General features: G+C 64.8%; 6 protein-coding genes and 1 tRNA gene. 3 read left to right on the forward strand and 4 right to left on the reverse strand.

The genetic code is table 11. The features are described 5' to 3' along the window. The first annotated feature begins 402 nt into the window (after window positions 1-402). Window positions 403-1,203, forward strand: a complete 801-nt coding sequence (locus OXK16_16235; protein MDE0377491.1) for a hypothetical protein — start codon at window positions 403-405, stop codon at window positions 1,201-1,203. Between the two features lie 95 nt (window positions 1,204-1,298). On the opposite strand, the gene OXK16_16240 is transcribed toward OXK16_16235, so the two are convergent. Both OXK16_16240 and OXK16_16245 read right to left on the reverse strand, forming a co-directional pair. Beyond that, on the reverse strand, window positions 1,299-1,682 hold the full coding sequence (locus tag OXK16_16240) for a hypothetical protein (protein ID MDE0377492.1): 384 nt from the start codon (window positions 1,680-1,682) through the stop codon (window positions 1,299-1,301). Between the two features lie 207 nt (window positions 1,683-1,889). After that, window positions 1,890-3,062 carry a tyrosine-type recombinase/integrase gene (locus OXK16_16245; protein ID MDE0377493.1) on the reverse strand — a complete coding sequence of 391 codons (1,173 nt, stop codon included), beginning with the start codon at window positions 3,060-3,062 and terminating at the stop codon, window positions 1,890-1,892. 331 nt (window positions 3,063-3,393) lie between these two features. Between OXK16_16245 and OXK16_16250 the strand changes: the two genes are divergently transcribed. Next, window positions 3,394-4,809: a putative DNA binding domain-containing protein gene (locus OXK16_16250; GenBank protein ID MDE0377494.1), complete on the forward strand. Its 1,416-nt coding sequence runs from the start codon at window positions 3,394-3,396 to the stop codon at window positions 4,807-4,809. A gap of 129 nt (window positions 4,810-4,938) precedes the next feature. Here OXK16_16250 and OXK16_16255 read toward each other — a convergent pair whose 3' ends face one another. Both OXK16_16255 and OXK16_16260 read right to left on the reverse strand, forming a co-directional pair. Continuing rightward, window positions 4,939-5,928 (reverse strand): phytanoyl-CoA dioxygenase family protein, encoded by a 990-nt coding sequence (locus OXK16_16255; protein ID MDE0377495.1) that lies wholly within the window; start codon window positions 5,926-5,928, stop codon window positions 4,939-4,941. 80 nt (window positions 5,929-6,008) lie between these two features. After that, window positions 6,009-6,419, reverse strand: a complete 411-nt coding sequence (locus OXK16_16260; GenBank protein MDE0377496.1) for a PPOX class F420-dependent oxidoreductase — start codon at window positions 6,417-6,419, stop codon at window positions 6,009-6,011. An 81-nt stretch (window positions 6,420-6,500) separates the two neighbouring features. On the opposite strand from OXK16_16260, the gene OXK16_16265 reads away from it, so the two are divergent. Further along, a tRNA-Ser gene (locus OXK16_16265) sits at window positions 6,501-6,589 on the forward strand. Window positions 6,590-6,616 lie beyond the last annotated feature (27 nt).

Below are 6,616 nucleotides of genomic sequence, written 5' to 3' on the forward strand. Positions count from 1 at the left end.
CGATCCGAGCGGGCAACGAACCCTAGCAATCCGAATCCGGAAGAACGCGAAAACCTCGGCGAGCATACCCGGACGGAACGACCAGGCACGTTCGGGCTACTCGGGAACGACGGCGATCGCTTCGAGCTCGAGGACGAGCCGGGGGTCGGCGGCCAGCCCCACTATCTCCACCGATGTGGTCACGGCCCGGTGGCTTCCCAGGTAGTCGCCCATCACGCGGTTGATCCCGTCCTGGTTGCTCTCCTTATTCTACGATGAACCTGGTCATCAAGCGCTTATCTCCCATTGCTCAAGGAACTCCGCTCCCGCTCGCCGCGTCCGCGACCTGACCTCGACGAATCCCCGCCGGCGGCGCCGTCCCCTGAGAGGCACGATTCGTACCTCCCGCGATACCCTTCCCCCATGCCGACTATCTACCTAGCAGGAGACCCGCACGGCTGGACAACGAACCAGAGGCCCAGGGCCGGGCCGGTGCGGGCGGCGGCTGCCGAGGCGTGGCACCGGGTCGGGCCGTACCGCAGCGCCGAGGCGCACCTGACGGCGCAGTTCCGCTTCCTTTGGACGACTGGGGGCCGGCCCCCGGACACGGACTCCGTTAGTTGGGCAGCGAAGGTGGGTCTCGACGCAGCCGTGGACGCCGGGGTGATCCCCGACGACTCGGGGGCGGTCATCAGTTCGGTAACGCTTCTCGCACCGGCCCGAGTCGAGGAGAGGCCCGGCTTACTGCTCACGTTGGCGGAGGCTGCTGGCCTCGGCCCCGTCGATGTAGTTGGCGTCCTGCCCGAATCCGGTTTAGGCCGGCGCCGGCCACAAGTCCACGGCACGCGCCACGCGTACCAAAAGCGCGGGTGCCGGTGCTCGGACTGCGAAGCCTGGCACGAGGGCCGGCTCCGGAAGAGGCGGGAGGCGAAGGCTCGGGCGCGGGAGCGGCGCCGCCGGGAACGACTGGCTACCGGAACGCACGGCACGGCCCAGATGGTGCGGGATGGTTGCAATTGCGGGACGTGCGGCGAGTACGTAGCGCAAGGCACGAAGCTGGAACGGTCTAGGTTCGCCGTCCGGCAACGGCTTGAGGTCGGCGAACTGGCCCACGGTACGGCCTCGGCCTACCAGAAGGCCCGTTGCCGCTGCCGGGAGTGCTGGGCGTGGTATCAGGCGAACGTCTACCGGGCCAAGTCGGCCGGGTACGGGCCGCGCGCCTAGTCGATCCGAGGTGACCTGGAAAGTGAACGTCGCCGGTACTCCATGTACCGACAGATTATCGACGTGTCGAGCGGCGACGCTCAATGCGAAGGCCTCTAGCCGCCGGCCAGCCCGAAGTACCTTCTGGCTTCGGCGACTTCTTTCGGGGTCAACTCCCCAACCCACAGGGGACACGACCCGGCCCCGACCCCACATCTCAGTCTCTCCCACCACGATCCATACCCCGTCGACCAATAGACCACGCTACGGCCCCTCTCGTCGATGCCGTAGGTAGAACCACCACCCGATCGTGGAATCGTCCCACCCCAAGTACAGCCGATGTAGTCGGACACGACCACGAACCGCTCCGACACGCCGCAGACGTCATCACCAGACATGTCCGGTCCCCACGCAGGGGTGTTAGGGCGGCTGATGGCGATCACAGCCGCGACCACCAAGGCCACAACAAGACCAACCACGATCACCAACCGGGCCGCCATTCGGGGATCCTAAGCTCCGACCAGACGGTTCCGAACCCACAATTCCAGCACCGCGACCATCCCCGGTCGATTCAACTTCGACCTCAGAACCGTCAAAAGCCCTCATTTTGCCCGCACAGCCACCGCAGCACCCAGTCGCCATGACACCCGACCGCTATCCCTGCCCCCCGTCCTCGAGCCCTAACAGTCGGCCGAGCCCACAGCGGGTCAACCCCGCGTCGGATTGTCGAGGTAGGCGGCCCAGTCTGCCATGAGTTGGCGGCGCCGGTCGAAAAGATCGCTCCGTTGGTAGGCGGCTTCGACCCGGTCGCTGTTGACATGCGCCAGGGCGAGTTCGCATATCTGGCGGGGTGTGTCGGTCAGTTCGGCTGCCCAGTCCCGGAAACTGGACCGATAACCGTGGGGCACTGCGGGGATGTCATGTTCCCGCAACAGTTTGGGCAGGGTGGCGTCGGACAACTCCCGTCCTGTGGCCGAGGGGAACACCAGCCCACTTCGGTCCCGGTACTGCTTGGCTTCTGCCAGTAGTTCGAGGGCGCGGGTGGGGAGCGGCACACGGTGTTGGCGGCCGGTTTTCATCCTGGCAGGCGGGATCGTCCACGTCGCCGCGTCCAGGTTGATTTCGTCCCATCGGGCGCCGCGTACTTCGCCTGAGCGGCAGGCTGTGAGCACTAGGAACTCGAACGCCAACACCGTCGTCGGATACGCCCCAGAAGCCCGGATGGTGGCGACACTCGCCGCCACATCGGCATGTGGCAGCGCCCGGTGGTGTTGGCGCCGTCCCATGTTGGATGGCAACGCGGCGGTGATAGCGTCCCCCGCGGGGTTGTCTGTCCGATAGCTCTGGGCGATGGCCCAACGCATCACCGCGCCGATCCGCTGCCGAACCCGCCTCGCCGTCTCAGGGCGGGTATGCCAAATCGGTAACAGACAAGCCATCACATCCGCGGTCGTGATCCGATCCACCCGCAGCCGTCCAAGACGCGGATACACATACGTGGTAAGCGACGACCTCCACTGCGCCTCTGACTTACCGCCCGCCTTCCACCCGGCCGCGTGGATAGCGATCACTTCTTCAGCCGCGTCCGAAAAGCAAGGCACCCGGCTGCCACGGGGGTCGACGCCCGCCTCAATGACCCGCCGGTTCTTCAGGGCTTTTTGGCGGGCTTCGGCCAAAGACACGATCGGATACGCGCCCAGACCGATGTTGGTGACCCGCCCACCGAAACGGACCCTCTGGCTCCACGTCTTCGACAGGCGCCCGTTCGCCGTTGGTTTCACCAACAAACTCAGCCCATAACCGCCGCGTCCGTCGCCGTAACGGCCCGCTTCGGTGACGGTACGCACAAACGCGGCTGATAAGATCCGTGGACGCTTCACCCGCCGCCTCCTCCCCGATTCTGGTTATCACCTTCAGTTATCACTTTAACGGTGGGATTAGACGATACCCCAGGAAACGTCAAGAACCAAACAAACACCCCACCACCAGGCCATACACAACACCCGAGGAACACCCAAGAACCACCTGACACCAACAAACGGCGGTCACTCCCTCCGCCAAACGGCGCCACCGCCAATTGCTTAACCCCGGGGGTGGCCGAAGCCACCAGACCGGGGTTTTCGCTGCACACGATACCAACCGCCCAAGACGGCTCGCACAAGTCGCGCAAGGGCCTACCCATCTCTACTCTAACAATGTTAGAGTAGCGGTGTGTATACAGCCACGATGGATCAGGCGCTAGCCCAGTCGTCCGACAGGCGCGGTGACGCGCTGCTAGGTCTGGCCGAGGACCAATGGTTCGACCGCAAGAGTGCCCGAGTCAAACCCTGGAAGCTGGCCGAGACGCTGGTCGGATTCGCCAACGCTGAAGGTGGCGCTGTCGTCGTGGGGTTGTCCGAAGGCCGGGTAGAGGGGATCGACTCCACCGGACCGGAGCACCTATCTGCTCTACAGCAGGCTGCTTTCGACTTCACCCGTCCCGCAGTTCGATGCGAGACCAGGCTCGTAGAGTGCCGCAACGCTGCCGGCAAGGCGGACCGGCTGCTGGTTGTCGCTGTAGCTTCCTCCGAACAGGTCCACGCAGACCATCGCGATCGGGTGTTTCTGCGCGTGGGTGACGAGACCCGTAGGCTCGACTTTTTCCAGCGCCAGAACCTCATCTACGACAAGGGCCAGGCCTCATATGAATTGACGCCCGTGACGGATGCCGGCTTCGACGATCTCGATACGGACCTTCTCGCGGATTACGCCGGAGCCACTGCCCACCCGGATCCGCTGCGGCTGCTCAAGGCTCGCAATCTCATAACCAGTGGCGGGGAAATCACTACGGCCGCCGTGCTGCTATTCGGAACGAATCCCCAGCGATGGTTCCCCGAGGCCCGCGTCCGCGTACTGCGGTACCAGGGCACCGAGCGTGGCACCGGAGTTCGCCAGCGCCTAATAGATGATATCGTTGTCGAAGGATCCATACCCCACCAACTTGCCCTTGCTCGCCAGGTCATCTTCGACCACATGCCCACCCGCCGAGCTCTCGTCCGGGGCCGCTTCGAGCAGGTCATGCTGGTTCCCGAAGACGCCTGGATCGAGGGTCTCGTCAACGCGGTTGTGCATCGGTCATACAACATTGGGGGCGACCACATCCGAGTCGAGATACTCGACGACCGGGTCGAGATCGAGAGCCCCGGACGGTTTCCGGGCATCGTAAGTCTGGACCGGCCTCGTGACATCACCCGGTTCGCCCGTAACCCCAGAGTCACACGTGTCTGCGCCGACCTTCGCTTCGGCCAGGAATTGGGCGAGGGCATCCGGCGAATATTCGATGAAATGCACCTGGCCGGGCTCTCAGACCCCCTGTACACGCAGACAGCGGGCAGCGTGCGTCTCCAACTTTCTTACCGACCGGCGGACCGAGAACTCGAAGAGCGGCTGCCGCGCGGGGCCCGGGATGTGCTGCGCGCCATCAATGAGGCAGGCCGCCTCAGCACCGGCGACACGATGCGCATCACCCGCCAGGCGCGCCCCACGGTGCTCCGGCATCTTCGGGCGCTCGAAACGGAGGGGTTGGTCGAGTGGGTGGGACATTCGGCAAAGGACCCACGTGCCTACTGGACCCGTAGGGTCGAATAACTCTAACGAAATTACACAGCCATACTTCCTAGGGTGCTGGGCAGGGCTACGAGTCTGTTCTAAGACAAGACCCCTGATGCCACCCGATCGGGTGGCCTGCGCTTGCAGCGTAGGACTAGATGGAGCGACTCAGGCGCAGATCGGCAGGCGGGCGTTGGCGTCCCATCTGGTGTTGAACTGCCACGGGACCTCCCCGCTGACGATGCGGTCCCGGGCCTGCCACCACAGGTCCGCCCACTCGGCGGGATCGGTGAGGACCTGTTCGGGGTGGGCCTCGCTGCGGGCTATGAATCCGGGGAAGACCGACCGGCCGGTGGGCTGGCCGATCGGTTGGTAGCGGAGGTCGAAGCTCCAGCGGATGGCATCGCCGTGATTGTCCAGCGAGGCGTGCTCGGTCAGCTTGTGGAGCAACACCACCCCTCCAGCTCCCACCTCCAGGGGAACCACCCGAGCCCGGTCGATGATCGCCTCGGGAATGTACGTGGTGGCGGAGGCGGCGGTTCCGGGGCAGTGCATGGTCAGCTCCTCCCGGTGGCTGCCGCGCTCCACGATCAGGCATCCGTTCTCGACGGTGGCGTCGGTGACGGCGACCCAGACGGTGAGCATGTCGGTGTCGTCGGCCTCGGGGTTGATAACCCCGTTGTCCTGGTGCCATGTCGTAGCGGCGATGTTGGAGTCGGTCACGGCGGTCGGAAGGTAGCGGGCAGGTGGCTTGATCCGGGTGTGCTGGACCGGGTTGGAGTAGATCTCGGGCCCGATGACCGATTCGGCGATGTCGAGCAGGCGAGGGTTGGTGAGGAGGTGGAACACGGCGGATCCGGTGTTCATGGTGTGGCTGTGGTCGAGCTCCTTGACCATCGGTAGGCAGATGTCGAGGTGCTGGTAGAGCGTGTACATGTCGTCGATGTGCTGCATCGCCTCGATGTAGCGCTCGGAGAAGTTCGTTCCACTCGGCGGCGGGATCTGTCCCTGGGACACGAGGCCGGCGGTGACCCGGTCGAGTATCTTCCGGTACTCCTGCTCGATCGCCGCCAGTTCCGCCTCGCCGAGGACGCCCTCGACGACGAGGTACCCGTCCTGGTCGAACTGCTCGAGTTGCTCGACAGTGAGGCCCGACACTCGTCACCTTCACGCGTGGTGTTGAACCGCCAGGCTATACGCGCCGCGGTCGGGCCGGGCGGGATTTCGAGCCCGTACGGCTAGCCGGATCTGGTCGGACCGGCTCGGTCGGGGGATATCCGGATGAGGACGCGGCGCTCCTCGCGCATGGCGGCGCGGTAGTCGTCCCAGTCGGGGTGCTCGCCCGAGAGCAGCCGGTAGTAGTCGATCAGGGCGTCCATCGCCTCGGGCAGGCTGACGATCTCGGCTACCCCGTCGATCTGTACCCACCCGCCGTAGAAGCCATCCGTGAACATGCACACGGACGCCCTCGGATCCCGTCTCAGGTTCTTGACCTTGTAGGCGGTCTCCCTGCTCGATACGACCACGTAACCGTCGGAGTCGACTCCGGCCACGATCGGTGACATCTGCGGTCCGCCATCCGAGCGGTGGGTGAGCAGGATGCCGCGCTGGTTCGCCTCGATGAAGTCACGGGCCTGGTCGATGTCCATAGGCCCCTGACACTACCTTCGGTTGGGTGGTGTCATTCGCGACGCGTCCGAAGGCGGGCCGAGGAACCTACGATATGGCACGGAGGGATGGCCGAGCGGACGAAGGCGTCGGTCTTGAAAACCGATGGGCCCGGCGACGGGTCTCGTGGGTTCGAATCCCACTCCCTCCGCCTAGATTGTTGTGTTATACCTGGTAG

It is taken from the genome of bacterium (assembly GCA_028821235.1).
Taxonomy (GTDB): domain Bacteria; phylum Actinomycetota; class Acidimicrobiia; order Spongiisociales; family Spongiisociaceae; genus Spongiisocius.